This is a genomic window from Treponema sp. OMZ 855 (genome assembly GCF_024181145.1).
In the GTDB taxonomy this organism is placed as follows: domain Bacteria; phylum Spirochaetota; class Spirochaetia; order Treponematales; family Treponemataceae; genus Treponema.
This window is the reverse complement of record NZ_CP051194.1, coordinates 1,659,270-1,685,795: the sequence shown is the minus strand read 5'-3', so window position 1 is coordinate 1,685,795 and position 26,526 is coordinate 1,659,270. Positions and strand designations below refer to the sequence as shown.

The 26,526-nt window shown below is 46.6% G+C and carries 22 protein-coding genes and 1 tRNA gene; 20 read left to right on the top strand and 3 right to left on the bottom strand.

Going from position 1 to position 26,526, the window contains the following annotated elements:
- Positions 1–37: 37 nt before the first annotated feature.
- The 7 genes from ispE (at position 38) to E4N65_RS07550 (ending at position 7,691) form a co-directional block, all read left to right on the top strand.
- Positions 38–922: a 4-(cytidine 5'-diphospho)-2-C-methyl-D-erythritol kinase gene (ispE, locus tag E4N65_RS07580; RefSeq protein WP_253672585.1), complete on the top strand. Its 885-nt coding sequence runs from the start codon at positions 38–40 to the stop codon at positions 920–922.
- Positions 923–969: 47 nt separating this feature from the next.
- Positions 970–1,230: a septation regulator SpoVG gene (gene spoVG, locus E4N65_RS07575; RefSeq protein ID WP_016523359.1), complete on the top strand. Its 261-nt coding sequence runs from the start codon at positions 970–972 to the stop codon at positions 1,228–1,230.
- A gap of 70 nt (positions 1,231–1,300) precedes the next feature.
- A tRNA-Gln gene (locus tag E4N65_RS07570) sits at positions 1,301–1,373 on the top strand.
- A gap of 131 nt (positions 1,374–1,504) precedes the next feature.
- Positions 1,505–2,137 carry a 50S ribosomal protein L25 gene (locus tag E4N65_RS07565; RefSeq protein ID WP_253672583.1) on the top strand — a complete coding sequence of 211 codons (633 nt, stop codon included), beginning with the start codon at positions 1,505–1,507 and terminating at the stop codon, positions 2,135–2,137.
- On the top strand, positions 2,079–3,794 hold the full coding sequence (gene tilS, locus E4N65_RS07560) for a tRNA lysidine(34) synthetase TilS (RefSeq protein WP_253672581.1): 1,716 nt from the start codon (positions 2,079–2,081) through the stop codon (positions 3,792–3,794). The genes E4N65_RS07565 and tilS overlap by 59 nt, the downstream gene beginning before the upstream one ends.
- A 1-nt stretch (position 3,795) precedes the next feature.
- Entirely contained in the window at positions 3,796–5,880 is a 2,085-nt protein-coding gene (locus tag E4N65_RS07555) for a tetratricopeptide repeat protein (protein WP_253672579.1), read from the top strand.
- The gene (locus E4N65_RS07550; RefSeq protein ID WP_253672577.1) at positions 5,877–7,691 is read left to right on the top strand and encodes a S1C family serine protease; all 1,815 of its coding nucleotides are present in this window, start codon (positions 5,877–5,879) and stop codon (positions 7,689–7,691) included. The genes E4N65_RS07555 and E4N65_RS07550 overlap by 4 nt, the downstream gene beginning before the upstream one ends.
- Before the next feature lie 241 nt (positions 7,692–7,932).
- Here E4N65_RS07550 and msrB read toward each other — a convergent pair whose 3' ends face one another.
- The 3 genes from msrB to E4N65_RS07535 all read right to left on the bottom strand — a co-directional run bounded on the left by msrB (position 7,933) and on the right by E4N65_RS07535 (position 12,150).
- The gene (msrB, locus tag E4N65_RS07545) at positions 7,933–9,030 is read right to left on the bottom strand and encodes a peptide-methionine (R)-S-oxide reductase MsrB (RefSeq protein WP_044015814.1); all 1,098 of its coding nucleotides are present in this window, start codon (positions 9,028–9,030) and stop codon (positions 7,933–7,935) included.
- A 137-nt stretch (positions 9,031–9,167) separates the two neighbouring features.
- Positions 9,168–10,025 carry an SPFH domain-containing protein gene (locus E4N65_RS07540; protein WP_253672575.1) on the bottom strand — a complete coding sequence of 286 codons (858 nt, stop codon included), beginning with the start codon at positions 10,023–10,025 and terminating at the stop codon, positions 9,168–9,170.
- 22 nt (positions 10,026–10,047) lie between these two features.
- Entirely contained in the window at positions 10,048–12,150 is a 2,103-nt protein-coding gene (locus E4N65_RS07535; protein ID WP_253672573.1) for a methyl-accepting chemotaxis protein, read from the bottom strand.
- Positions 12,151–12,584: 434 nt separating this feature from the next.
- Between E4N65_RS07535 and E4N65_RS07530 the strand changes: the two genes are divergently transcribed.
- The 13 genes from E4N65_RS07530 (at position 12,585) to E4N65_RS07470 (ending at position 26,505) form a co-directional block, all read left to right on the top strand.
- Positions 12,585–13,580 carry a 2-hydroxyacid dehydrogenase gene (locus E4N65_RS07530; protein ID WP_253672571.1) on the top strand — a complete coding sequence of 332 codons (996 nt, stop codon included), beginning with the start codon at positions 12,585–12,587 and terminating at the stop codon, positions 13,578–13,580.
- Between the two features lie 51 nt (positions 13,581–13,631).
- On the top strand, positions 13,632–14,840 hold the full coding sequence (gene gltS / locus E4N65_RS07525) for a sodium/glutamate symporter (protein WP_253672569.1): 1,209 nt from the start codon (positions 13,632–13,634) through the stop codon (positions 14,838–14,840).
- Between the two features lie 156 nt (positions 14,841–14,996).
- On the top strand, positions 14,997–15,308 hold the full coding sequence (locus E4N65_RS07520) for an OadG family transporter subunit (protein WP_253672567.1): 312 nt from the start codon (positions 14,997–14,999) through the stop codon (positions 15,306–15,308).
- A gap of 22 nt (positions 15,309–15,330) precedes the next feature.
- A complete protein-coding gene (locus tag E4N65_RS07515; protein ID WP_253672565.1) occupies positions 15,331–15,729 on the top strand; it encodes a biotin/lipoyl-containing protein in 399 nt (132 codons plus the stop codon).
- 10 nt (positions 15,730–15,739) lie between these two features.
- On the top strand, positions 15,740–16,882 hold the full coding sequence (locus tag E4N65_RS07510) for a sodium ion-translocating decarboxylase subunit beta (protein ID WP_253672563.1): 1,143 nt from the start codon (positions 15,740–15,742) through the stop codon (positions 16,880–16,882).
- A gap of 125 nt (positions 16,883–17,007) precedes the next feature.
- Positions 17,008–17,973 carry a glutaconate CoA-transferase subunit A gene (gene gctA, locus E4N65_RS07505; protein ID WP_044015830.1) on the top strand — a complete coding sequence of 322 codons (966 nt, stop codon included), beginning with the start codon at positions 17,008–17,010 and terminating at the stop codon, positions 17,971–17,973.
- A 1-nt stretch (position 17,974) separates the two neighbouring features.
- Positions 17,975–18,775 (top strand): glutaconate CoA-transferase subunit B, encoded by an 801-nt coding sequence (gene gctB, locus E4N65_RS07500; protein WP_044015831.1) that lies wholly within the window; start codon positions 17,975–17,977, stop codon positions 18,773–18,775.
- Between the two features lie 383 nt (positions 18,776–19,158).
- Positions 19,159–20,916 carry an acyl-CoA carboxylase subunit beta gene (locus E4N65_RS07495; protein WP_253672561.1) on the top strand — a complete coding sequence of 586 codons (1,758 nt, stop codon included), beginning with the start codon at positions 19,159–19,161 and terminating at the stop codon, positions 20,914–20,916.
- Between the two features lie 223 nt (positions 20,917–21,139).
- Entirely contained in the window at positions 21,140–22,390 is a 1,251-nt protein-coding gene (locus E4N65_RS07490) for a sodium/glutamate symporter (RefSeq protein ID WP_253672559.1), read from the top strand.
- Positions 22,391–22,510: 120 nt separating this feature from the next.
- Positions 22,511–23,305: an acyl-CoA dehydratase activase gene (locus tag E4N65_RS07485; RefSeq protein ID WP_044015835.1), complete on the top strand. Its 795-nt coding sequence runs from the start codon at positions 22,511–22,513 to the stop codon at positions 23,303–23,305.
- A gap of 108 nt (positions 23,306–23,413) precedes the next feature.
- Positions 23,414–24,739 (top strand): 2-hydroxyacyl-CoA dehydratase subunit D, encoded by a 1,326-nt coding sequence (locus tag E4N65_RS07480; protein ID WP_253672557.1) that lies wholly within the window; start codon positions 23,414–23,416, stop codon positions 24,737–24,739.
- Positions 24,740–24,750: 11 nt separating this feature from the next.
- On the top strand, positions 24,751–25,899 hold the full coding sequence (locus tag E4N65_RS07475; RefSeq protein ID WP_253672555.1) for a 2-hydroxyacyl-CoA dehydratase subunit D: 1,149 nt from the start codon (positions 24,751–24,753) through the stop codon (positions 25,897–25,899).
- A 12-nt stretch (positions 25,900–25,911) separates the two neighbouring features.
- Positions 25,912–26,505 carry a leucine-rich repeat domain-containing protein gene (locus E4N65_RS07470; RefSeq protein ID WP_253672554.1) on the top strand — a complete coding sequence of 198 codons (594 nt, stop codon included), beginning with the start codon at positions 25,912–25,914 and terminating at the stop codon, positions 26,503–26,505.
- Positions 26,506–26,526: the final 21 nt, after the last annotated feature.

Sequence of the window (26,526 nt, the reverse complement as noted above, 5' to 3'; positions counted from 1 at the left end):
TGGAGATATTTGGGGCGGTTGACAAAACTCACAATATATGAATAATGCTTCAAGCATGAGTGCCGATGCAATTAGTCTTTGTGCATATGCGAAGATTAATATTCATCTAAAGGTTCTGGCAAAAAGAGAAGATGGGTTTCATAACCTTGAAAGTATTTTTCAGCGTATTTCAATAGCGGATTATCTTTCCATAACACAATCAAGCGATTCGCACAGTTGTACGGTTGAATCTCCTTTGTTGCCATTGCCTGCTGATAACACATTGACTAAAGCATGGAAAGTGTTTAAAGACGCGGCGGAAATCAATGCGGGCATAAGAGTTCGGTTGATAAAAAATCTTCCTGCAGGAAGCGGTTTGGGTGCAGGGTCATCCGATGCGGCTGCCTTACTGAAGGTTGTAAATGAGCTTTTTGCGATGCCGTTAACCGATTCTGAGTTGATAGATCTTGCTTTACAAGTCGGTAGCGATGTGCCGTTCTTTCTTAGGGAGGCGGCAGGAATCGTGTCGGGACGAGGAGAGGTTTTTGAGCCGATACAATCCCGTACTGACTGTTTCGGTATCCTGATTTGGCCGGATGTGCAGAGTTCGACGAAAGAAGCTTATTCGCTTTTGGATAAACAAAAGGGAATACTATCCGGCGAATATGAAGCCTGGGGATATGAAAAACTGATAAAACAGTATCATGATCCGCTTGGGAAATGGTGTTTTGTAAATGATTTTCAGCCGGTGCTTGAGCAGCGCTACCCCGTTATCGGTCGTGTGCGTAACGAGCTCTGCGAACAAGGTGCGGAATTTGCACAGATGAGCGGTTCCGGTTCCGCTGTTTTCGGGTTGTTTAGCTCTGAAAATCTTATGGCTTCTGCATTCAAAGTCTTGGCAAAAAGATGGAGCTGGTGTAAACCGTTTCTTTTACTTGCCTAACAAGACTTTACGGTGTATAATGGCTCTACCGTAAGGAGGGGCATAGTATGACGATCACTGATGTCCAGATCCGGAAGACCGTAGCTGAAGGCAAATTAAAGGCTTATGCAACCGTTACCTTTGATGACTGCTTCGTACTGCATAATGTGAAGCTTATTGAAGGCGAAAAAGGTGTTTTTGTTGCAATGCCGAGCCGTAGAACTAAGACCGGCGCGTACAAGGATATTGCTCATCCGATAACACCTGAATTCCGATCGGTACTGCAAGAAAAGATACTTTCCGCATACGAGGCTTGTGCAGAAAGCTAGAACCGATGGTATACAGATCGGTTTATAACAATAGGAAAATTACCGTGCATGAATGCATGGTTTTTTATAATGGGACGTCGGCAAGTGGTAAGCCAACGGCTTTTGGTGCCGTCATTCCGTAGGTTCGAATCCTACCGTCCCAGTCTGAAGGAGATACGGATTATTTTGTTGCAAAATAATCCGTGTTGACTTTATATGAATGTAAATATAAAAAAGGGGCTTTTCATACAGAAGGAGCCTCTTGTTTGCTTTATATGCAAAGGAGTTCCTGATTATGGAAGAGAGAGTTTTGACAGCCTGCCGCCGAACAGATTTTGGAAAAGCTGCTACTGCAAAATGCCGTAGGGCTAATCGTTTACCTGCCGTTATTTATGATAATGCGGGGCATTCGACAGCTATTGATGTTCCCTATCGCGATTTTGAAAAATTATTCAAAACAGTTACCGAAAGTACGCTTATTACCGTTAAAGTTGACGACAAAGACGAGTTTGAAGTTTTTATCAAAGATTATCAATATGATATCGTAAACGATAAAGTTTTCCACGCAGATTTCTACGCTGTTGAACGCGGTCAGCTGTTGCGGACTAAAATTCAGATTCGGCTTTCCGGATCTCCTGAAGCATGCCGTCAAGGCGCCGTTTTGGAAACCGGTATTGCAGAACTTGAGGTTGAATGTTTACCGCGTAACTTGCCTGAGCGCATCGTAGTCGATGTTGAAAAACTCGGTGCTAACGAAGCAATTCACGTTCGGGATATTAAAGTTCCCGAAGGGGTTAAGGTTTTGACTGATGCCGATTTAGCGGTTGCAATGGTTAAATTTGCCAGAGAAGAAGCCCCCGCTGCTACGGATGAAGCTGCAGCTGATGCAGCTCCGGCTGCAGGCGCTGCTCCGGAAGCAAAAGCCTAACCTTCTTATCAAAGTGCAGGTCTTACACCTGCACTTTTTTTTCTGTTCTGTTCTTGTCTTTTCCTCAAAAACGCTTTATTGTTCTCAGTGTATGTATTCTCATCCGCTCATCGATGTCGTATTTAACAATCTTAAACCATTTTTAACACATATTCCGTGTCGCTTTCTTCTTGCGTGTTCGGGCGGTGCTGATTCTACGGCATTACTGTTAGCCTTTCATCGATTACAGACGCGGCTTCGCTGCCGATTAACCGTAGTTACGGTCAACCATAATATCCGCAGTGCGGAAGAAAGCGCCGCCGATTCAGCCTTTGTCGCCGAGCTGTGCAGCCGTCTGGATCCGCCGGTACCCTGTGTAGTTGCGGAAATCCCCGCTGGAGAAGTTGCGCGTTATACAAAGGAACGAAACAGGGGAACCGAAGATGCCGCACGTACGCTGAGATACCGGCTTTTTGAAGAAACCGCCGCTTCCGTGGGCGCCGACTATATCGTAACGGCGCATAACCGCAGTGATGTATATGAAACAGCGTTGATGCGGCTCTTCCAAGGCGGCAGTACGGCAAGTTTATCCGTAATGCCGGTACGGCGCGGACGGTATTTACGTCCGCTTATCACGGTAGAACGGAGCGATATCGAGGCCTTTTTACGGCACCAGGGTATCGGATGGCGTGAGGATTCCACCAATGCGGAAGATACGTATCTGCGCAACCGAATTCGGCACCATTTAGTACCGGCATTGGCTGCGGCCTTCGGCGGGTGGCGCACCGGGCTGGATAAAACGTTGCAGCGGATTAGTCTGGATCGTTCGTTCTGTGAAGAAGCATTGATAACTGCGCGCAAAACCTTTATCGGCATAGCCGGTGCGACCAACGCGGGCGCCACGGCTGATTGGGAGCAATGTAAACACGGCGCACTTGCAATCGCGGCGGATTTCTTCGATTCGCTCCATCCTGCACTGCGGCTCAGGCTGCTTGAACAAGGGTGCCGTCGGCTCGGTATCGGGACACGGGTTCCGCTTGGCATACTTCTTCGGCTTTCGTCCGAACATACGGCAGCGCCGGAGGCATCTGATGGAGCGGTGCCGGAACCAATCGCAGCTTTGGATGTATCAGACTCACCGGCAGTATCGGAGGTATCTACGTCTGAAGCATCGGCACTGCCGGATGCATTGATTGTTCCGGAAAAGCAACCGGATACTCGCTCAAAGATTGCTGCTGCCGGCGCTCTTCGGTTGGAACGCCGCGGTGATCGTATCCTGCTGTTTGACAGTACTGCCTATCTTACGCTGTATAATCAAAAGTCATATAGTTTGACCATTCCGCAATGCGGCATATATACGTATCCTCTGGGGCAGTTGGAGGTTTATCAAGCTGACAACGGTATCTTTGTGCGGGATAGTACGGAGAAAAGCAGCGGAATAGGCCCTTTTACGCTCCCCATTTTCGTCAGGTCAAGGCGCGGCGGCGATCGGATTCAAATGAAATCCGGAAATGTAAAAGAAGTAAAAAAAATTTTAAATGAATGGCAGGTTGATTCACTTGCTCGCGAACTTTTGCCGATTATCATAGAAGATACTTGTATTCAGAGGCGTACTCGTATACGCGCCTTGTATGGCAGCTTCCTTGGATATAAAAACTGGTTTGTGGAGGAACAATAGAATGCTCAAGCATATAAAACGGATGATTCCGCTTACAGAAGCGTTGTTTATGCTATTACTACCTGTTACTGCGGCTTATTCGCAAACAGTAAACCGTGAACTGCAGCAGATTAATACCTCGTATGCACTGCAATATTTACAAAAAGCCGCGGCGCTCTATACCGATGCAAACTATGCGGAAGCTCTTGAATACACCGAAAAAGGCATGACTTTTGACGATTCCTTTGCGGACTTTTTTTATTTAAAGGCTCAATGCCTTCTTCAGTTAAACGGTACCCGTGCACAATGCCTTGATGCTGCGGAAACAGCTTTGACTTCGGGTTTAAAGTTGCGTATCTATAACCGTGATAATCTCGTGTTACTGCTTGCCCGCCTTTATACTGAAACGGAACGCTACAACGAAGCAATTCAAGTGTTGGATTCGCTTGCCTTTGATTCCGCCGACCGTGACTTTTACCGTGCTTCTGCGCTCTATGGGGTAGGACGTGACGGGCAGGCGCGGGATGTAATCGAAACTGCGTTAAACCGTTGGAGTTTTGATGTTCGGTTCCCTCGGCTGTTCTTTTTACAAGAGCGGGATAAAGCGATGACCCGCGCGGGGAAAAAACTTGCCGACTCTCTTTTGCAGCAACTTTATGTCTGGATTGAACAGGCGCCGTCTCTGGCAGTGTATGCCGCTCCCTTTGATCCTAACCCGCAGGAAAACAGCCGCCGTTTAAAAGTGTACCGTAATATGTATGCAACGGGCACTCAAAACCTTGATGCTCGGACGCAGCTTGCCGCGGTGCTTGCGGAGCTTCGGTATGGCGTTATCGAAGAAAAGACCGCTGTCGAAGAATTTTTTGCCGTAACCGTTGCCGCCCATTTGCCGCAAAGGGAAAATGGTAAAGCGCCCGTGTTTGCCTTGTATTCCGATCAGCTGATTGAGTTGTGCCGGCTGACCGGTACGGACGCTATGAGGAAAGAGATTGGTAACCGCCTTAAAAGTTTTAGCGGCGTGCTCTTAGAGGACGATAACCGTGACGGCATCTCCAACGCGGCTGTTTTTTTTGAACAGGGACGCCCCGTATCGGCCTTTTTCGATCTCAATCAGGATGAGGTGTATGAATATCAGATACAGTGCAATTTCGGCGCCCCTGATCGTATTGTTACGCCGAAGAACGGTTATGCCGTCCAATATGACAGCTATCCGGCAGTGCATTCGATTGTGCAAAAGGCGGAAAAGCGGGAATATATCATGCGCCCGCTTGCACTTCGATGGGAGCCGGTTGCTCAGACCGAACTTGATTTAAGACTGCGCGATACCGATGCAGAGGCTCCGGCTTTCTTTACGCTGCGGTTACGCAACAATGCCCGCCTGCTGCAAGAACATGATTTTATCTTTTCGGTATTATACAGTGAAGAACCTTCACCGTTGGATACAAATGCGGTTATGCGGATGCACTTTGAAGACGGCCGGATTATTTCGGCTGAAATCAAGACGGGAACACAAACGCTTGCTCTTGCCCGGTATCGGAACGGCGTACTTGCACAAAAAGAGTATGACTATGACGGCGACGGATTTTTTGAAGTGCTGGAACAATACGGCAAACAGGGAAAGCTCGATAAAATTTCGGTTGATATCAATAAAAATAAGTTGTTTGAATATTATGAACTTTACAAGACGGACGGAACGGTCATAAAAAATTGGGATGAAAATGAAGACGGAACGCCGGAAATTCAGTATACGCAGTTTCCGTCGGGAAATGCTCAGACGGTGTGGAAGCACCGGTATTCGGGGCTTCCGGTGTCGGTATACTATAAAAAAGGAACACCGGAACGCTTGACTATCGGCAAAACAAGTATGCCGCTGATAAAAGATCCTTCATATAATGTATACTGGCTCGAAATGCGCCCCTCTTTCTCGGATAAGGTCGCTGAAAAACTGATAGAGTTGTTTAAGAATACCGATTCCGATGTAGAAGGGCGGACGATGATAATCGGAAGCTATGAGCTCTATGCCGTCCGTTCCGAAGGCGCCGTGTTCGTTCAAATGTTGCGCGTTCCCGTTCGGGCAGCTCCTGTAACAGCTGAGGGGCAAAAGTGAGATTGAGCCGGTTTTTGTATAACATATCCGCGCTGATTGTACTTTTGGTTACTTTCGGCGCCTGTACCTCCGTTACTCCCTCTTTTTCTCAAAGCGTCAATTACACGGACGGACGCAGCGTGATACGGGAGATTGAAGCTGTCCGCGGTCTTATTGCAGAAAAACCGCTCGATGCCCTATTGCGGGCAAAGCGTTTAACACTGTATACCGAACGTACCGATGAAATAAATACGTTGTATCAAGACTCCAAGAGTGCTGTCGAAAAGCTTTTTTTTGAGGCTGTCGAAAACGGTACATGGGATGAAGCGCTCAAAATATTCCGGTCTCTCACCGCATTAGGGCATATACCTGCACAGTGGAGTGAGCAAAAACTTATGTCGGCGCAGCGGGATAAATGGAAGGAAAAGAAATTTGATGCGTTGATTCAGGATACTGCTCGATTCTCCGATGGCGTAAATGATGCGCCGTCGTTGGAAACGGTTCGAAAGATGATGAAAGGAACCGTAACGGTGTGGGTTGACCGCGGTATGACGATTGAAAAAGGGTTGGGGAGAGCCGACCGGATGATCGGTTCGGGCTTTTTTATCGACGCTAACGGCTATCTAATCACAAACTATCATGTTATTCAAAGCGAAGTTGATCCAGAATATGAAGGGTTTTCCCGTGTGTACATCAAGCGTGCGGAAAACCCTACGGTACGGATACCGGCAAAGGTAGTCGGCTGGGATACGACATTCGACCTCGCACTTCTTAAAACGGAGATTAATCCCGAAGTGTATTTTCAGCTTGGATCTTCGGAAGACTTAAACATCGGCAGTAGAATCTATGCGATCGGCTCGCCCGCCGGATTGGAGCAGACGCTTACTTCCGGTATCGTGTCGGCGCAAAATCGGCGTCTTCTGTCTTTAGGCAGCGTATTGCAGATTGATGCGCCTGTTAATCACGGCAGCTCAGGCGGGCCGATTATCGACGAGGCGGGCAGGGTACAGGCAATTGTGTTTGCCGGTCTTGAACGCAACGAGGGCTTAAACTTTGCGATACCGGTGGAACTGCTGCGGCTTATCCTCCCACAGCTCTATGCAGGCGGTGAAATCGTCCATGCTTGGATGTCTTGCTATGGCGTTTCCGTGAAGGAATCGCCGCAGCAGGCGGCAGGAACGGAACTGGTCTATGCAGTGCCGGGTTCCTCCGCGTCTGTTATTCCCGCCGGCGCCGTTATTACTCATCTGAATGGGCGGGCGGTTCCCAGCTTGGAAGCACTGCAGGCCGAGCTGATGCGGTTGAGCGCCGGTACTATCATTAAGGTTTCAGGCTATGCGCCCCTGCATACTCCTGCCGCGAATGCCGCTCGTACTACCGGTTCGGGTACCGATACAGCAGGCACTACCGAAAATGCAAATGCCGGCACTATGCCTGATGCAATCGGCAATATGGGCGGGGCGGAACAAGGCGAGCACCGTTGGGAAAAAATGCGGCAGGATTGGTACGTACAGCTGGAAGCCCGTCCCAAACAGCCTGCCGAGCTGGTGTATCGTAAGGATAGCCGTGCGCGGGCTATGCTGCCGGTGTATGGTATGTATCTTGAAAGTGCCGGCGGAAGAAAGGCTTTCAGGATAACGGAAGTTATTCCCGGCAGCTACGCCGATGAAACAGGCTTTTCCGCCGGAGATTATCTTGAAATCCGTGATATGGAAGTACAAAAAGCCGAGGATGCGCTGTTCACCCGGATTTATACCAAACGCCGGAAATCCGCTTATCTCGATACCTTTATGAACATCTGGGCATACCTAGACAATCCGTCATATTTTTAGAAATAAAAGCAACCGCATGAGAAATATTTAAAGCGATTGCTTTCTTCTTATGCTTTATGCGAAATTTTATCCAAAATTTCGCATTTTTTTCAACAGATGGGAAAACACATCAGGCAGAGTAAATCGGAATCGCAGAAGAATTGAGGCTGTGAGACCATTTGAACCGCGAAGAGGTTCAACTCTGGTTGAACAGCCTCAATTCTTCTGCGGGGTTGCTAAAAAACAGCCTAATGTGTTTTCCTTAGTCGGTTACGTATTGTTTATAGTCTCCGTAGCCGGCGGCATCCATTTCTTCGTAGGGAACAAATCGTAACGAAGCTCCGTTGATACAATAGCGCAAGCCTGTTTTATCCTGCGGGCCGTCGTCAAAAACGTGACCTAAATGCGCGCCGCCGGTTTTTGAGGTAACTTCAATCCGTTCCATACCGTGGCTGCTGTCGTGCGTAAAATCAACCGCCTGCGAGGTAATCGGTTTGGTAAAGCTCGGCCATCCGCAGCCTGCATCGTATTTATCGCTCGAAGAAAAAAGCGGTTTTCCCGTAACAACATCAACGTAAATTCCCTTTCCTTCAAACTTATCATACTCGCTGGTAAAGGGACGTTCGGTTGCTTTCTCCTGTGTTACACTGTATTGCAGCGGTGTCAGCCGTTCCTTAATCTGTTTTGCATCCGGCATTTTGAACTTCGCTTCGTCATGCAGGGGTAGGGAGGCAAGGCTTAAATTGATATGACAGTACCCGTTGGGATTTTTTTCAAGATAATCTTGATGATAGTCTTCCGCCAATACGAAGTTCCGCAGAGGTTCCGTTTCTACTGCAAGCGGGCGTGCATATTGTGTCTGCATCCGTTTTAAAAAAGCTTGAATAACCGGTACATCTTTCTTATCGGTGTAGTAAATGCCGGTACGGTATTGCCTGCCGACATCATTTCCCTGCTTATTTACGGAAAGCGGGTCAATGATGCGGAAATAGTGTTCCAATAGTTCTTCGAGTGCGATAACGCCGGTATTATAGGTTATCTTGACGGTTTCGGCATGATCGGTGCCGTGTATTTGCTGATAATTCGTCGTATCGGTAGTGCCGTTCGCATATCCCGTATCGGTTTCGACGACACCTGCGATACGGCGGAAGTATCCTTCAACACCCCAAAAGCAGCCTCCCGCCAAATAAATCTCTTTTATATTCCCCGCCGTTACCATAGCTGTTCCTCCGTTTTTGTTTTCATTCTGCAGTCTATGCCTTTCCCCTGCTTGTGCTTTCATACAGCTGCAGAGAGTTAGAGCAATGCAGAGCGGCAGTGCTAAATGAATACGTTTATAAATCATTATCTTGCTTTTCAGCTCCTTGTTATACCCAAGAGGGGGTATCCGATCGAAGAATGGTATGCCTTGGGGATGTCTTAAAAGTTGGTTACTTTTTCGATATCCCCAAAAGACAAACTAATTTTTTATAGTAGATAAAAAGCTGTAATACCGGGTTATTCTTGTTTTTTCTCCAGCGACTTTAAAGCATTGAGCGCCGCTTTGGAATCCTGCTGTGCAACAGCAATCAGTTCAATGATGTGCGGGTATTTTGCCAAAAAGTCTCCCCATTTTGTCAGCCGGTCTATCTGGAATTGTTCCGAAGCTGCGTATTGTGCTTCTTTTGCCGCAGTTTCTGCCAAAAGCATTTCGCGCTTCTGTTCATACGTGTTATAAGCCTGTTCTGCAATCTTATAAGTATGAATATCGGGGATGGTGAGTTTGGTTAAGGTAACGGCTTCGACAGAAAAGTCTTCACCGGTTGTTTTTATGAGTTCGTTTTTGAGCTTTTCCGAAAGTGTATGATAATCGGTTTTTACTTGCTGATATTCGTAGGGATTGTCGATCAGTTCCGAAACATACCGGTACATAATTGTCTGCAACGCCGCGCGTATATGCGAATCGATATACGAGTCAAGGGCTTCTTGCGTCTGTATGGTGTTTTTTTCGATAATTGATACCAACTTTTCAGGTTTCAGCGTAACGAGGGCATCGATACCGAATGCCCACGAAAAATTATCTTTTGTATTCAATATTTTAGCGTATCGGTCTGCCGACGGGAGCGAACCGTCCGCCGCGTAATTTACTTGCCGGGGCGTTAGGTCAAATACCAGTATCTGTGCATTCGTAGGAACAATCCGCTCCCATCGCCAGGTAAAATTTCCGGGCATAATCGCTTGGGGGTAATAGCCTCCCGACTTTGACAGCATGACACCGTATTTTCCCGCAGGAACTGAGAATTGCGTCCATCCGAAAAAGAACACTGCTCCTGCACACGCGAGTACAATTACTGTAATAATACTTACCTTTTTCATAGTCATCATCCTCTACAGCCGGCTAGACTTTAAACTTGCCGACTTCATCCGTTAAGTTTTCGATACTTCGTTTATTCTTCTGCGTTATGTTATTGACTTCTTGAACGGCGTTATTGATCTGCGCCGCTCCTATCGCCATTTCGTTCATGCCGTCGGTAATGATGCGGGTAAGATCATCCAGTTTTCGCATCTCTTCAGCAACGCTTTCCCCGCCTTTTAGCATCTCTTCGGAGCCTTCTTGTACTTCTATCGTTACCGTATTGATGTTCTTGATGGCGGTTAATACTTCTTTACTGCCGTTTTCCTGTTCACGCATTGCATGGGTCAGGCTATTGCTCATATCCTTCACTTGTCCTGCTAGGTTAAATATGGTATTGAATTTTCCTTCTACGGTCTTGGAAGATGCTGAAAGTGTTTCGATTTCTCCGCTGAGCATTTTAAGGGTCTTTGTAATATTTTTTCCTTGAGCCGCGGAATCTTCTGCCAATTTGCGGATTTCATCCGCGACAACAGCAAAACCTTTTCCCGCCTCGCCTGCATGAGCGGCTTCGATGGCCGCATTCATTGCGAGCAAGTTTGTTTGGGATGCAATATGCTGAATAACGCTCGATGCTTCCATCAGCGAGCCAGATTCTTCGGCTATTTTTTGTGTTACGGTATTCGAGGTTACAAGCGTTGCTTTACCGTCGTCGGTTGCGGTTGTCAGGCTTTTTACTGCACCGTTTGCCTTTTCGAGTGTATCGGTAATGGAGGCGATGTTGGCCACCATCTGCTCAATCGAAGATGAAGACTGTGCAACGCTTGCCGCTTGCGTTTGGATACTGGTGTTCAGCTGCTTAATAGTACGGACAATTTCCTCAACGGTTGCTGCCGTTTCGGTCACACTTGCCGCTTGGGTTAAAGTCTGCCGCTTTACACCTTCGATATTGACACTGATTTGATTCACTGCACTTGCGGTTTCTACCATATTATCTGCGAGTTCATTGCCAATCGTTTGCATCTCAGCGCTATTGGTCCCGATCGATTTTATTGCATGAGCGATCTTTTCAATGGTTTGGTTAAAAAATTCGGACAAATCGGTAATTTCATCATTTCCTGTAACCGGCAGTCTGACTGTCAAATTACCTTCGCCTTGTGAAATATCTTTTAATGCATATACCGCCGTTTGAATAGGTTTGACTAGTTTAGCGGCCACAAGATAAACGATGACCAGTGCTCCGAGGAGTATAACGAGCCCTATTGTTACCATAGAAACGGTCATCGAATTGACTGTCCCCATAAACTCCTGATATGGCGCATTAATAACAATTATCCAGCCTGATATCTTGCTTTTGGCGTATGATGCTATTTTTGAAATTCCTTTGTATTCATAATATCCGACAGCAGGCGTTTGCGCTTGTAATGCGATTTGTTCGAATGTACCAAGGCTGGTAAAATTCGAATCTGTTTTTCCCAATTCGGAGGCATTGAAAAAGTTTTCTACCAAAGAAGTGTCTCTATCGGCGATGGTGGTTCCCGTTAAACCGATAACATAGCAGACACCGCTTTTGCCCACGACAATATCTTGAATATTTTGCGTAAGCAGCAATCCGTTGACATCGGCGGAAAGAACGCTGTGTATATTATGATTTTCATCGAAGATCGGGACAGCAAGCGTGATAACAAGTGTTCCTCTCGCCCGTTCTCTATACGGCTCTGAAATAAACGGCGTCCCCGAAAGCGCTGTCCGGAACCATTGTCTGTCGCTTACCTGAACGGTATTTCCTACATAATAGAATGTACCGTCGGGAGCGGTTATATCCAGTTCAATGATCTTACTGTTTGCAGCAGCTTCTTTTTCCAAGAGGACAACCCGTTCTTGGTATGAATATGCAGGATCCGTTAAAAAAGGCATACGGGCAATACCGTTAAGAAGTTGAAAAAGTGCGGTTATTCTTCCGTCGATGATGTTTGCGACATCTACTGCTTTGTCCGTTAAATGCGTTTCGACTTTTTCGGTTACCGCTTTACGTGCAATCCAGTTTGCCAGCACTGCTTCGGTAATACCGGCAAACATGACAAGAAGGCCGAAAACAAGGATGAGTTTATAGCGGATTGAAAACCGTTTCGGTGTTGTTTTTGCCATAGTGCTAAGACTCCTTTCCAAACACGGATTTTATTTTTTTAACCGATTACAAATTAACGGGGTCTCACGGTAAAATTATTATCCGTCCGGCTCTATACTATCTATACTGTATAATAGTAGATGTATTCTAGTCCTTTTGCTTATCACTGTCTACGCTCCGCATGGTAATCTGCAGCGTAAAGACCTAAAACATGCGTGATTTATGTACCCGTTGTCCTGTAAAAATAAAAATAAATTTATTTATTTATTTTCTTGACAACACGGTAGAGGCATTGTAGGATTAAATAATACTGGAATGAGTATGAGCGTTATAGGCCAATATATCAATTATACAAGCAGTTATTATGTATACTTAGATAAGTGCTTGTATTGTTGGTTTGGTGCTGTTTTCGACTCTATTTTCAGGTTTATGTAATTTAAGGAGGCACTGTAGAATGAAAATTATTTTTTACGGCGTGCGCGATGTCGAAGTTCCTATCTTTGAAGCGGTAAATAAGAAATTCGGGTACAAAATGACCTTAATCCCCGAATATCTGACCGATGAGGCGACTGCGAAAAAAGCTGCAGGGCATGACGTAGTCGTATTGCGCGGAAACTGCTTTGCGACAAAAGAGCGGCTGGATATTTATAAAGAGCTCGGCATTAAATATGTATTAACCCGAACGGTAGGGGTTAATCACATCGATATCCCGTATGCAAAAGAATTAGGATTTAAAATGGCATATGTGCCGTTTTATTCTCCGAATGCGATTGCGGAATTGGCGCTGACGTTAGCGATGACTTTGTTGCGCAATGTTACGTATACCGGCAACAAAACAAAAGATAAGAATTTTATCGTTGATAAGCAGATGTTCTCGCGTGAAGTACGGAATTGTACGGTCGGCGTACTCGGTCTGGGACGAATCGGTATGACAGCCGCTAAACTGTTTAAAGGTTTAGGCGCGAATATTATCGGATTTGATATTTTCCCGAAAACCGGTGTGGAAGACATCGTAACACAGATGCCGATGGATGAAGTGCTTGCAAAATCCGATATTATCACGCTCCATGCTCCGTATATCAAAGAAAACGGTAAGATTATCACCAAAGAAGCAATTGCAAAGATGAAGGATAATGTCATCCTCATCAATACCGGGCGCGGTGAATTGGTCGATACCGATGCGTTGGTAGAAGGACTTGAAAGCGGAAAGATCTACGGCGCGGGTATCGATACCTTGGATAATGAGGTAGAAATCTTCTTTAAGGATTTTAAAGGAAAGACCTTGCCTGTTCCTGCATTTGAGAAGCTGATCAATATGTACCCGAAAGTCATTATTACGCCGCATGTCGGTTCTTATACTGATGAAGCCGCTCTTAATATGATCGAAACAACCTTCGATAATGTAAAAGAATATCTTGACACCGGAGATTGCAAAAATAAAATTCAATAATTGACTGCTAGTGTGCAACAGTAAATGCATCTTATGAGGAGGTAATGAAAGATGTTTACATTTACGTTTGATATGTATCTAACGTTGGGGCTTGCTATTATACTGTACCTGTTGGGAAGCGGTATTAAAGCAAAAGTTGGACTTTTTCAGAAGTACTACATTCCTGCGCCGGTTATCGGAGGAACACTGTTCTCAATTGTAATGTTAGTAGGCCATAATATGGGGCTGTTTACATTTACATTTGACGGAAATTTGAAGAATTTCTTCATGGTTGTGTTCTTTACCAGTGTCGGTTTCTTGGCAAGTGTTTCGGCATTGAAAAAGGGCGGTATTGCAACACTTCTGTTCTTGGCCGCAGCAGCGGTACTCTGTGTTGTACAAGACGGTGTCGGTATTGCCTTGGCAAAGGTGTTCGGGCTTAACCCCGGTATCGGTTTGGCTGCAGGTTCTATCCCGTTGACCGGTGGACACGGTACATCAGGTGCCTTCGGTCCTTATTTGGAAGAACGGGGAGTTTCAGGTGCTACCGTTGTTGCAATTGCTTCGGCAACCTACGGGTTGGTATCGGGGTGTTTACTCGGCGGTCCGATTGCAAAGCGTTTAAAGGATAAGCACAACCTCGTGTGCAAAGAAGTCAACGCAAAAGATGCTCAACAGCAAGCTGAAAACGAAGAGACCCTTGCTCAGAAAGCTACCATGACTGAGAAATCCTTCTTTAAAGCAGCCTGTATGATCGGTATTTCAATGGGTGTCGGCGGCCTTATCACTCCGCTTATTAAAAAAGCAGGACTGTCTTTACCGGCATATCTCATCCCGATGCTCATCGCCGCTATTATGCGTAACGTTGTCGATAAGACTGAAAGCAAAACTCCGATCGATGAAATCGGTATTATCGGAAGCGTATGTCTGTCCTTCTTCTTGGCTATTGCATTAATGTCGATGAAGCTGTGGGAATTGGCAGACTTGGCAATTCCTCTTATCGTAATCCTGTTGGTACAGACCGTCGTTATGGGATTGTTTGCCTATTTTGTAACCTTCAATATTATGGGACGGGACTACGATGCTGCGGTTATGGCGACCGGTCACTGCGGCTTCGGTATGGGCGCTACCCCGAACGCTATCGCAAACATGGAAGCGTTCACCTCGGTAAACGGTTTCTCGACAAAGGCTTTCTTAGCTGTTCCGCTCGTAGGTTCACTGTTTATCGACTTTGTTAATGCGTTTATTATTCAGGCATTTACCAGTATCTTTGTCGGCTGATTTTGAATAAAACAGATTTGCTACCATATCTCAATACTATCTAAAAATAGCTAAAAAAGTGCTTTGCTGTCTCGACAGTAAAGCACTTTTTGTATTATGATAGGACTATTATCCAGGATGCTTTTTCAAGCTATTTATTCCTTATAGGAGGTATGAATGATTACAACAGAGTACATAAGCTTTGTTACAAGCTTGTTGTCATCTCTGCTTGGGCTTGGCATTGTGTTTTTATCTCTAATCTTCTTAGCGATTTACGTTATGATCGTTTCGAAAATTATTTCAGGCTTAGAGAAAAAATTACCTGCCAAACCTCAAGCAGCCCCTGCGGCAGCGGCATCTACAGCCGTCAATGCGAAGCCTGCAGCGGGTACCGAAGCGGTAAAGGTTGCGGTTATTGCGGCCGCAATCAGCGAAGAAAGGCGCGAGCCTTTAAATTCATTCGTAATTACGAATATTAAGAAACTATAAATCACATAAAGGAGTGTTTAGTATGAACTATGTAGTCACTGTGAATGGTGAAAAATATGAAGTTGAAGTCGAGAGAGTCGGCGGCGGCTCTTCCTCTTTGTCCAGACGCCCCCCTGAGCGGGTATCCCACACTGTTCAAGCTGTCCCCGCAGCTCAGCCTGCAGTTGCTCCGCCGCCTGCTGCCCCGGCACCTGCAGCTTCGGGTTCTGCCGGTTCCGTTGTCAGCCCGATGCCCGGTACCGTTCTTGATGTAAAAGTGAAAGAGGGCGATGCGGTTGCCGTCGGTCAAGTGGTCGTTATTTTGGAAGCCATGAAGATGGAAACCGAAATCGTATCCGAAGTTGCCGGTTCCGTAGCTGCTGTCAGGGTAAAGAAAGGAGATGCCGTCGATACTGATACCGTACTGGTAGAGGTTAAATAAGGGGCACCGCATGGAATTCATTAAGGTTATAGGGACGATGATGCAACAATCAGGCTTTGCTGCGTTGACATGGCAGCAGCTTGTGATGTTTGTCATCTCGTTCGTTTTAATTTATTTAGCAATCGTCAAACAGTTTGAACCGTTGCTGCTGTTGCCGATTGCTTTCGGTATGTTTTTGACGAATTTACCGTTAGCGGATTTGATGAAGGAAGCGGATCCTTGGTATACGTCCGGTGTACTGCGGATTATCTATAGCGGTATCAAAAGTAACCTCTTCCCGTGCTTAATATTCATGGGAATAGGCGCAATGACTGATTTCGGACCGCTTATCGCCAACCCCATCAGCTTGCTGCTCGGAGCGGCAGCGCAGTTTGGTATCTATATTACCTTTATGGCTGCCAGCGCCTTACCGATTTTTACGGCGAAGCAGGCTGCCGCTATCGCTATCATCGGCGGAGCTGACGGTCCTACTTCTATTTATATTGCAAACAACTTGGCGCCCGAACTGCTTGCACCGATTGCCGTTGCAGCGTATTCGTACATGGCGCTGATTCCGTTGATTCAGCCGCCGATTATGAAGCTGTTAACCACCAAAAAAGAGCGGGCGGTTAAGATGAAGCAGCTGCGGAAGGTGAGTAAGACCGAAAAGATCGTATTCCCGATCGGAACCGTTCTATTTACTGCGCTGTTGCTGCCATCGGTTGCTCCGTTGCTCGGTATGCTGATGTTGGGCAATATCTTTAGAGAGTCCGGTGTCGTACAGCGCTTGTCCGATACGGCACAAAACGCTTTGATTAACATCGTTACGATTATGCTCGGCGTTACGGTTGGTGCTACCGCTAACGGAGAGCTGTTCCTGCGGGTGCAAACGATTACCATTATCTTTATGGGCTTGTTTGCGTTCTGTATGTCGACCGTCGGCGGTGTTCTGCTCGGAAAGGTGTTGTATGTCGTTACCGGCGGGAAAATTAACCCGTTAATAGGGTCTGCGGGTGTTTCAGCAGTACCGATGGCTGCGCGCGTTTCGCAAACGGTCGGTTCTGCAGAAAATCCTACGAACTTCCTGTTAATGCACGCAATGGGACCTAATGTCGCGGGTGTTATCGGGTCGGCGGTTGCAGCCGGTTATTTTATGCTGATTTTCGGCAAGTAATAATGCAGAGGGAATACCGATGTTATCGGCGTTCCCTCTTTGTATGATAGAATGTATCGCTGAAGAGTGATTTCTGCGATACATTCTATCTCATTAAAGTACATATAGTTGGAAGGAGATGTATTATGAGTAAGGTTATGTCATTGCATGATGCAATCAAAACGTACGTAAAATCGGGCGATGTTCTTTGTTTCGGCGGTTTTACGACAAACCGCAAGCCTTATGCGGCGGTAAACGAGATCTTGCGTCAAGGTTTAGGTGATTTTATCGGTTATTCCGGCCCTGCCGGCGGCGACTGGGATATGCTGATTGGTGAAGGAAGGGTAAAGGCCTTTATTAACTGCTATATTGCAAATTCCGGCTATACGAATGTAGCACGCCGCTTCCGCCACGAAATAGAAAAAAACAAAAAAATGCTGCTGGAAGACTATTCGCAGGATGTTTTAATGCTGATGCTCCATGCTTCATCTCTCGGTCTCCCGTATCTGCCGGTACGGCTGATGCAGGGTTCCGACTTGGTAAACAAGTGGGGAATTAGTAAGGAAGAACGTTCAAAAGATCCTCGTCTTCCTAACGATAAATTGATAGAGATGGACAATCCCTTTAACCCCGGCGAAAAAGTGGTTGCCGTACCGGTACCGCGCTTGGACACCGCAATTATCCACGTGCAGAAGGCTTCTATCGAAGGGACATGCTCTATTGAGGGCGATGAATTCCACGATGTCGATATCGCAATTGCCGCAAAAAAATGTATCGTAACCTGCGAAGAACTCGTAACCGAAGAAGAAATCAGAAGAGATCCCAGCAAGAACTCAATTCCCGAATTCTGCGTCGATGCAGTTGTTCACACTCCCTACGGTGCTCATCCCGCTCAGTGCTATAACTATTATGATTATGATGCGAACTTCTTCAAAATGTACGACAGCGTTACCAAGACCGAAGAAGATTTTAAAGCGTACCTGAATGAGTGGGTATACGGCGTAAAAGATCATAATGAGTATATCGATAAGTTAGGCGCGAGCAGATTGGCGAAGCTCCATGTTGTGCCGGGCTTCGGCTATGCGGCAAAGCTTGTGAAGGAGGATAAGTAAGATGGCGAAGAATTATAAGAATTATACCAATAAAGAGATGCAGGCGATTACAATCGCGAAGACCATTAAAGACGGTCAAATCGTTATTGTAGGGACGGGGCTTCCTTTAATCGGAGCTTCGTTGGCAAAACGGATTTTTGCTCCGAATTGCAAGCTGATTGTAGAAAGCGGTTTGATGGACTGCGCTCCGATCGAAGTACCGCGCAGCGTCGGCGATAACCGGCTGATGGCTCACTGCGGAGTGCAATGGCCGAATGTCCGCTTTATCGGGTTTGAGGCAAATGAATGGCTCAACGATAACGACCGTATGATCGCCTTTATCGGCGGTGCTCAGATTGACCCCTACGGAAACGTAAACTCAACCTGTATCGGCGATTATCATAATCCTATTACCCGGTTTACCGGTTCGGGCGGTGCAAACGGTATCGCAACATATTCCAACACTGTTATTATGATGCAGCATGAAAAACGTCGCTTTATCGACAAAATTGACTACATCACCAGCGCCGGATGGGGAGACGGCCCCGGCGGACGTGAAAGACTCGGTCTTCCGGGAAACAGAGGTCCGATCGCCGTTGTTACCGACCGCGGTATCCTCAAATTTGACGATAAGACCAAGCGGATGTACTTAGCGGGATATTATCCGACTTCTTCCCCCGAGGACGTACTGGAAAATACCGGTTTTGATATCGATGTTTCTAAGGCTGTTCTGCTTGATGCGCCGAGCGAAGATGTCATTAAGATGATTCGCGAGGAAATCGATCCCGGGCAGGCATTTATCAAGGTTCCTGTCGAAGAGTAAGTATCAAGGTAGGGTAAACACATCAGGCTATTTTTTAGCAGCCCCGCAGAATAAGGAGGCCGTTCAACCTTGCCTTTTGAAAATATGCATACCGTTTACGGCGTTGCTGCACAAAAATAAATGCTCAACGTACAACAAGTACGTCTCCGCTTTGTTTTTGTTTGCGCCTTGTATCCGGTGCCGCTATTTTCAAAAGGCTGACGGAAAGGCTAGTTTTAGACGCCATAGCCACAATTATTCTGCGATGTTAATCTACTCCGCTTGATGTGTTTACCCGTCTGTTAGAAAAAATGTGCGAAATTTTTGATAAAATTTCGCACAGAAAAAGAGCATTTTCCGTGAGCTTCGTGCTCGCGGAAAATGTCGTAACCGGAGGAATAGATATGGGTGATTATTCAATGCCGGGCTATTTCCAAAATATGGAACAAGTTGGAAAAGCATTGGCACATATTGATGAAGAAAATGAGAAGCTGATTAAAGACGTTGAAGAAGAAATCGGCAGACTTGTAGATGAGATTCATGAAGCAGGAACACCGACGGAGGCTATCAACGAAAAAGGGCAGATGACCGCGCTGCAGCGGATCGCCGACCTGATTGACGAAGGTACATGGTGTCCTTTAAACAGCCTCTATAATCCGCAGGACTTTGAAACCGCGACCGGTATCGTCAAAGGCTTGGGACGGATTAACGGAAAATGGGCGGTTATCGTTGCATCCGATAATAAGAAGATTGTCGGTGCATGGGTTCCCGGACAGGCGGAAAACTTACTGCGGGCTTCCGATACGGCAAAATGCCTCCGCATTCCGTTGGTCTATGTATTGAACTGCAGTGGTGTTAAGCTCGATGAACAGGAAAAAGTCTACGCGAATCGGCGCGGCGGCGGTACTCCGTTCTATCGGAACGTAGAGCTGCAGCAGCTCGGTGTTCCCGTTATCGTCGGTATCTATGGAACAAACCCTGCGGGCGGCGGTTACCACAGTATCAGCCCGACCATCCTTATCGCGCATGAAAAAGCGAATATGGCAGTCGGCGGCGCCGGTATCGTCGGCGGTATGAACCCGAAAGGCTATATCGACCAAGAGGGCGCCGAGCAGATTATCGAGGCAAGCAAAAAATCCAAGGGTGTCGATGTGCCGGGAACGGTATCCATTCACTATAATGAAACAGGATTTTTCCGCGAAGTGTACAGCGACGAAATCGGTGTATTGGACGGCATCAAAAAATACATGGACTACCTGCCCGCTTACAATTTGGAATTTTTCCGCGTAGATGAGCCGAGAGAGCCTGCGCTTGATCCGAATGATCTTTATTCCATTTTGCCGATGAACCAGAAGAAGGTATACAATATCTACGATATTATCGGACGGCTGGTAGATAACAGCGAATTTAGCGAGTTCAAAAAAGGCTATGGCCCCGAAATGGTAACCGGTATTGCGAAGGTAGACGGCTTGTTAGTCGGTATTGTGGCAAACTTCCAAGGCTTGCTGCTGAAATATCCCGAATACAAGGAAGGCGCTGTCGGTATCGGCGGTAAGCTCTATCGGCAGGGACTTATGAAGATGAATGAGTTCGTAACGCTCTGCGCTCGCGATAAGATTCCGATTGTCTGGCTGCAGGATACCACTGGTATCGACGTCGGAAACGATGCGGAAAAAGCGGAATTGCTCGGTTTGGGACAGTCGCTTATCTACTCCATTCAGAATTCCAATATTCCGCAGATGGAAGTTACGCTGCGTAAGGGAACTGCTGCGGCTCACTACGTATTGGGCGGGCCTCAGGGCAACGATACCAATGCGTTCTCGCTTGGTACCGCGGCAACTGAAATCAATGTAATGAACGGGGAAACTGCCGCAACCGCGATGTATTCACGCCGCTTGGTTAAGGATAAGGATGCGGGAAAAGATTTAACGCCGACCATTGAAAAGATGAACAAACTGATCAATGAGTATAAGGAAAAATCCATTCCGCAGTATTGTGCCAAGACCGGTATGGTCGACGAAATCGTCAATCTGTATGATATACGGGCGTATATGATCGCGTTTGCAAACTCGGTCTATCAGAATCCGAAAGCAATGTGCGCATTCCATCAAATGCTGCTGCCGCGGGCAATTCGAGAATATAATACCTTTGTAAAGAAATAAGCCAACGCTTAAAAACTCATGTGAGTTTTTAGGAATGACTTGATGGAATGAACAAAACAAAAAAAACGGTACCGGTTAGTTGCTGTAAGCAATAAGACCGGTATCGGTTCAGTTGAGAACCGTTCAAACAGATAGAAACTGTGCTCAACGGCTCTCATTTATGCGTTGTTAAATCCCGTAATTTTTATACGGAAATACAAGCATTATCAGGAGTTATCGGTTTATGGAAAGAATTGTTTTAAAATTAGGTATGTTTGAAACACTCATGGTTGCCGTTATTGCAATCTATGTAGGGGAGTTCTTGCGTAACAAGATTCCCGTTCTCAAAAAATATTGTTTACCCGCTGCCGTTGTGGGCGGTACCTTATTTGCGCTCCTTTCGTTATTGCTCTATTCGGTCAATATTTTTGAACTCAATTTTGATTATAAAACAGTCAATCAGCTGTTCTATTGTCTTTTCTTTGCCGCAAGCGGCGCTGCTGCGAGTTTGGCATTGCTGAAAAAAGGCGGCAAGCTGGTAATTATTTTTACCGTACTGGCAGCTTTGCTTGCCGCGTTGCAAAACGCCGCCGCTATTTCGGTAGGAAGCCTTTTTAACATCAGTCCGCTTATTTCGTTGATGACTGGCAGTATTCCGATGACCGGCGGTCATGGAAATGCGGCTTCGTTTGCTCCGATTGCCGTAGAAGCGGGTGCAAGCGCGGCTATGGAAGTTGCGATTGCCGCTGCAACCTTCGGATTGATTTCAGGTTGTATCTTGGGCGGTCCGTTCGGTAACTTTATGGTAAAGCGTTTCCACCTTGAAAACCCTGAATTGGACGGCAAGGAAGAAGCGGCGGAATTAAAGGCTGAAGGTTCTGGCGGTACAGCCGGCGCTTTGGTAGATAAAGCCAATGTACTGCAGGCAGTGTTTATGCTTTGTATTGCGTGCGGTATCGGACAAGTTTTATTTTTAGCCTTGAAGTATTTCAAGATCAACTTCCCCATTCACGTATGCTGTATGTTCGGCGGAATCGCTATGCGCCTTTTGTTGGATTTAACTTCAAAAACTAATCCCGCAAAGCACAATGTATTATATGATGCATTCGATATCGTCGGTGAGTTTTCGCTCGCGTTATTTGTTTCGATGTCGATTGTTTCAATGAAACTCTGGCAACTCGCAGGCTTAGGTACCGCACTGGTTGTATTGCTGCTTGTACAGGTTGTGTTAATTCTTATTTTCTGTTACTTCCTTACGTTTAACCTGTTGGGAAGAAACTATGACGCGGCGGTTATGGCGGTCGGTCATATCGGGTTCGGCTTGGGTGCCGTACCTGTTTCGATGACGACAATGCAGACGGTATGCCGTAAATACCGCTACTCAAAGTTGGCATTCTTTGTCGTGCCGGTCATCGGAGGTTTTATCAGTAATATTACCAATGCAATTATCATTACAAAGTTCTTGGATTTGGCTAAGCACATGCTTGGACTGTAATGTATAAGCGGTTTTTGCCGCAAGTAACGGTAACCGCTGACTGAAAAGCAGTTACCTGAAAATTGCCCGTAATCGGGGATTTTTGTATATTTTTATCGGCAAGGGAGCGGATATATCGTTATGAGTATATTTACTATGGGCGTAGACGTCGGTTCTACAGCTTCCAAGTGTGTTATTATCAAGGACGGGAAGGAAATCGTCGCAACGGCTGTCGTTCCGGTGGGGACGGGAACAAGCGGGCCGGCACGGGTAATGAAGCAGGCGCTTGATCAGCTGGGGTTTACCTCGATGGAGCAGCTTGACGGAGCTATCGCAACTGGCTATGGGCGTAATTCGTTAAAGGAAGTACCGGCACAGATGTCTGAACTGTCCTGCCATGCAAAAGGCGCTTATTTCTTGTTCCCGCGTGTTCGTACTATTATCGATATCGGTGGGCAGGATTCTAAGGCGTTAAAGCTTAGCGATAACGGTATGCTTGAAAACTTTGTTATGAACGATAAGTGCGCTGCCGGTACGGGACGCTTCCTCGATGTTATCGCAAAGGTTCTGGAAATCAATTTGGAAGACCTTGAAAAGCTTGATGAACAGTCTACCAAAGAGCTGACAATCAGCTCAACCTGTACCGTATTTGCCGAATCGGAAGTTATCTCTCAATTGGCAAGCGGTGCGAAAATTCCCGATATCGTAAAAGGAATCCACACTGCAATAGCGAGCCGTGTCGGCAGTTTGGCCAAGCGGGTCGGTATTCAGGATGACGTCATAATGACCGGAGGAGTAGCCCTGAATAAGGGAATGGTACGGGCATTAGAAAAGAATATAGGATTTAAAATTCACACGAGTGAATATTGCCAGTTAAATGGCGCAATTGGAGCCGCTCTGTTTGCACATCAAAAGTGTATGCAGGCGGGAAAATAAGTAAGGCTTTACGCCGGTTAATGCAAGGCCGGTGCAAGCCTGAATGGCATCTTTTAGAGAACCTGCCGGTTTTTTTGAAGATGACCTTGAGGACATAGGAGGAAACAAATGGCCCAAAAAATGGAAAAGTTACCCAACAAAACGCCGCGGCCGATTGAAGGTCATAAGCCCGCAGCAGCTATTTTACGCGATGTCGTAGATAAGGTCTATGCGAATGCGTGGGAGGCAAAGCGGCGCGGTGAATTAGTCGGATGGAGTTCTTCTAAATTTCCAATTGAATTAGCGAAAGCTTTTGATCTTAACGTTGTGTATCCCGAAAACCATGCAGCATCGACGGCTGCTAAGAAAGACGGATTGCGCCTCTGCCAAGCGGCGGAAGATATGGGATATGATAACGATATCTGCGGTTATGCCCGTATCAGTCTTGCCTATGCCGCGGGAGAGCCCACCGATTCGCGCAGAATGCCGCAGCCCGACTTTTTGTTGTGCTGTAACAATATCTGCAATATGATGACCAAATGGTACGAAAATATTGCACGTATGCATAATATTCCGCTCATCATGGTCGACATCCCGTTCTCCAACACGGTGGATGTTCCCGAAGAAAAAGTGGATTATCTTATCGGACAGTTTGACCATGCCATCAAGCAGCTGGAACAATTGACCGGTAAAAAATTCGACGAAAAGAAATTTGAGGATGCCTGTGCGCGTGCAAACAGAACCGCCGCGGCATGGTTGAAATCCTGTTCATTTATGTCATATAAGCCGTCTCCGTTAAGCGGGTTTGACCTGTTTAACCACATGGCAGACATTGTCGCCGCCCGCTGTGAGGAAGACGCCGCTGTCGGTTTTGAACTCTTGGCACAGGAATTTGAACAATCGGTAAAAGAAAATACCTCTACGTGGGAATATCCCGAAGAGCATCGTATCTTGTTTGAAGGTATTCCGTGCTGGCCGGCGCTCCGTCCCTTGTTTGATCCCTTAAAGGATAGCGGTGTTAACGTAACCGCTGTCGTATATGCTCCGGCATTCGGCTTCCGTTATGAGAATATCCGTGAAATGGCCGCCGCATACTGCAAGGCGCCGTGTTCCGTCTGTATCGAAACCGGTGTTGAATGGCGCGAAACTATGGCAAAAGAAAACGGTATCAGCGGTGCATTGGTTAACTACAACCGTAGCTGTAAACCGTGGAGCGGCGCGATGCCCGAAATTGAGCGGCGCTGGAAGGAAGACCTCGGTATTCCGGTTGTTCACTTTGACGGCGATCAGGCTGATGAACGTAACTTCTCTACGGAACAGTACAAAACACGTGTACAGGGCTTGGTAGAAATTATGGACGAGCGCAAGCAGAATAAACTGGCGAAGGGCGAGGACGTCTATACCAACTTTAAAAACACCAAAGAGACCGATTGGTCGAAGCCGACGCTGGAGTAGGGGAGGACAGTATGGAAACAATCAAAGAATTATTGGAACAATTTAAATATTTGGCAAACAATCCGCGGAAGCAGCTGGATAAATACCTTGCGGCAGGGAAAAAAGCCGTCGGTATTTTCCCGTACTATGCACCCGAAGAAATTGTCTATGCGGCAGGTATCGCACCGTTCGGCGTATGGGGCGGTCAAGGCCCCATCGAGCGGGCAAAGGAATACTTCCCGACATTCTATTACTCGCTGGCATTGCGCTGTTTGGAAATGGCCTTGGACGGTACCCTCGACGGGCTTTCCGCTTCAATGCTGACAACGCTGGATGACACGCTGCGTCCGCTTTCTCAGAACTACAAGGTGAGTGCCGGACGGAAAATTCCGATGATCTTTATCAATCACGGTCAGCACCGCAAAGAGGACTTCGGCAAGAAGTACAACGCGCGTATCTTTACCAAGGCGAAGGAAGAGCTGGAAAAAATCTGCGGCGTTAAAGTAACCGATGAAAACTTAAAGAAAGCGTTCAAAGTGTATAACGAAAACAGGGCTGAAAAGCGCCGGTTTATCGCGCTTGCCGCGGTTCATCCGCAGAGCATAAAGGCTTCCGACCGCTGCTATGTGCTGAAAAGTTCATACTTCATGCTGAAAGACGAACACACCGAACTGCTTAAAAAATTGAACGCCTTACTCGAAGCTCTACCGGAAGAAAAATGGGACGGCGTTCGGGTGGTTACCAGCGGTGTTATTACCGATAACCCCGGCTTGCTGGATATCTTAGATTCCTACAAGGTCTGTGTTGTGGCCGATGACGTTGCGCATGAATCTCGCGCGTTGAAGGTTGATATCGATCTTTCTATCGACGATCCGATGCTGGCACTTGCCGATCAATTTGCCCGCATGGATGAGGATCCGCTGCTCTATGATCCGGATTTGACAAAGCGCCCTGCGTATGTGGTGAAACTGGCAAAGGACAACAAGGCTGACGGATGTCTCCTCTTTATGCTCAACTTTGATGATACGGAAGAGATGGAGTATCCTTCGCTTAAGCAGGCCTTCAGTGAAGCAAAAATCCCGTTGATTAAAGTCGGTTATGATCAGCAGATGTCGGACTTCGGGCAGGTAAAAACACAGCTCGAAACATTCAACGAGATTGTACAGCTCAATCGGATGTAAGGGGGTAGCAGTATGAGTGAAAATGTATGGGAAAATGATGATTTTATTTTTAAAGGTGCCGAATTAAAGGGCATGACGCAGAAGGGAAAGGATAAGGTAAAAACACAAGGGCTTACCGATTTGACTATCCCTGCGGTTGCTCCGGACGGAACTCCTATTACACGGATCGGTGACAATGCCTTTTACCGCAGAGGCTTAACCTCCGTTGTTATCCCCGACACGGTAGAGAGCATCGGCTATGATGCGTTCGGCGTATGTAAATTAACTTCGGTTAAACTGCCGAGTGCGTTGAAGGACATCGAAGGCTTTGCTTTTTACCGGAATGGTCTTAAAGAAGTTACCTTCGGGGGTAAGGAAACAAAGATTGAGCCGAGCGCCTTTGCATTAAATGCGTTGACGGAACTCAACTTGCCTGCAACCCTTGAGCTGATTGATACTTCATCCTTCTACAAGAATGAGCTGACGGCGGTCAAGATTCCTGCATCGGTGAAGAAAATCAATATGTATGCTTTTTTGAAGAACAACATCAAAGAAGTGGAAATCCCCAAATCCGTGGAATTTGTGCATGCACACGCATTTGAACCGACTACCGAAGTAAAAAAATAAAAGCTCTTCTATGAAAATGAA

What these genes read in the sequence shown, in the direction of transcription:
- ispE (WP_253672585.1), top strand. Translation starts at nt 38, where the DNA reads ATGAATAATGCTTCAAGCATGAGTGCCGATGCAATTAGTCTTTGTGCA.
- spoVG (WP_016523359.1), top strand. Translation starts at nt 970, where the DNA reads ATGACGATCACTGATGTCCAGATCCGGAAGACCGTAGCTGAAGGCAAA.
- E4N65_RS07565 (WP_253672583.1), top strand. Translation starts at nt 1,505, where the DNA reads ATGGAAGAGAGAGTTTTGACAGCCTGCCGCCGAACAGATTTTGGAAAA.
- tilS (WP_253672581.1), top strand. Translation starts at nt 2,079, where the DNA reads ATGAAGCTGCAGCTGATGCAGCTCCGGCTGCAGGCGCTGCTCCGGAAG.
- E4N65_RS07555 (WP_253672579.1), top strand. Translation starts at nt 3,796, where the DNA reads ATGCTCAAGCATATAAAACGGATGATTCCGCTTACAGAAGCGTTGTTT.
- E4N65_RS07540 (WP_253672575.1), bottom strand. Translation starts at nt 10,025, where the DNA reads ATGAAAAAGGTAAGTATTATTACAGTAATTGTACTCGCGTGTGCAGGA.
- E4N65_RS07535 (WP_253672573.1), bottom strand. Translation starts at nt 12,150, where the DNA reads ATGGCAAAAACAACACCGAAACGGTTTTCAATCCGCTATAAACTCATC.
- E4N65_RS07530 (WP_253672571.1), top strand. Translation starts at nt 12,585, where the DNA reads ATGAAAATTATTTTTTACGGCGTGCGCGATGTCGAAGTTCCTATCTTT.
- gltS (WP_253672569.1), top strand. Translation starts at nt 13,632, where the DNA reads ATGTTTACATTTACGTTTGATATGTATCTAACGTTGGGGCTTGCTATT.
- E4N65_RS07520 (WP_253672567.1), top strand. Translation starts at nt 14,997, where the DNA reads ATGATTACAACAGAGTACATAAGCTTTGTTACAAGCTTGTTGTCATCT.
- E4N65_RS07515 (WP_253672565.1), top strand. Translation starts at nt 15,331, where the DNA reads ATGAACTATGTAGTCACTGTGAATGGTGAAAAATATGAAGTTGAAGTC.
- E4N65_RS07510 (WP_253672563.1), top strand. Translation starts at nt 15,740, where the DNA reads ATGGAATTCATTAAGGTTATAGGGACGATGATGCAACAATCAGGCTTT.
- gctA (WP_044015830.1), top strand. Translation starts at nt 17,008, where the DNA reads ATGAGTAAGGTTATGTCATTGCATGATGCAATCAAAACGTACGTAAAA.
- gctB (WP_044015831.1), top strand. Translation starts at nt 17,975, where the DNA reads ATGGCGAAGAATTATAAGAATTATACCAATAAAGAGATGCAGGCGATT.
- E4N65_RS07495 (WP_253672561.1), top strand. Translation starts at nt 19,159, where the DNA reads ATGGGTGATTATTCAATGCCGGGCTATTTCCAAAATATGGAACAAGTT.
- E4N65_RS07490 (WP_253672559.1), top strand. Translation starts at nt 21,140, where the DNA reads ATGGAAAGAATTGTTTTAAAATTAGGTATGTTTGAAACACTCATGGTT.
- E4N65_RS07485 (WP_044015835.1), top strand. Translation starts at nt 22,511, where the DNA reads ATGAGTATATTTACTATGGGCGTAGACGTCGGTTCTACAGCTTCCAAG.
- E4N65_RS07480 (WP_253672557.1), top strand. Translation starts at nt 23,414, where the DNA reads ATGGCCCAAAAAATGGAAAAGTTACCCAACAAAACGCCGCGGCCGATT.
- E4N65_RS07475 (WP_253672555.1), top strand. Translation starts at nt 24,751, where the DNA reads ATGGAAACAATCAAAGAATTATTGGAACAATTTAAATATTTGGCAAAC.
- E4N65_RS07470 (WP_253672554.1), top strand. Translation starts at nt 25,912, where the DNA reads ATGAGTGAAAATGTATGGGAAAATGATGATTTTATTTTTAAAGGTGCC.